This window comes from Tritonibacter sp. SIMBA_163 (genome assembly GCF_046535935.1).
Classification (GTDB): Bacteria; Pseudomonadota; Alphaproteobacteria; order Rhodobacterales; family Rhodobacteraceae; genus Epibacterium; species Epibacterium scottomollicae.
In genome coordinates, this window is record NZ_JAWJBP010001454.1 from 1 (window position 1) to 232 (window position 232).

The 232-nt window shown below is 65.1% G+C and carries 1 protein-coding gene; it reads left to right on the forward strand.

Annotated elements, in window-relative coordinates:
- Positions 1-66 precede the first annotated feature (66 nt).
- Positions 67-213, forward strand: a complete 147-nt coding sequence (locus R0J92_RS27110; protein ID WP_411053962.1) for a hypothetical protein — start codon at positions 67-69, stop codon at positions 211-213.
- Positions 214-232: the final 19 nt, after the last annotated feature.

Genomic DNA, 232 nt, shown 5'->3' on the forward strand with positions numbered 1-232 from the left:
GCCTTTGCCCGGTGCGCGTCGGCCGCGTAACGGATCCACCCAGACTCTGTTTACCGCGCGGCCAAGGTGAATGTCGCGGCCAGCACGGAGGCTGCGCGTCACAACGAGAGCTATGCGGCACATCTGGCTTCGCTCGGCGAGGCCAGCGAGATGCTAGATGCGCAGGCGATGCAGGAATGGACCGGCTCTGCGCACTACATCAACGGGCTTTAGGCGGCGTGCACGGTGGTGT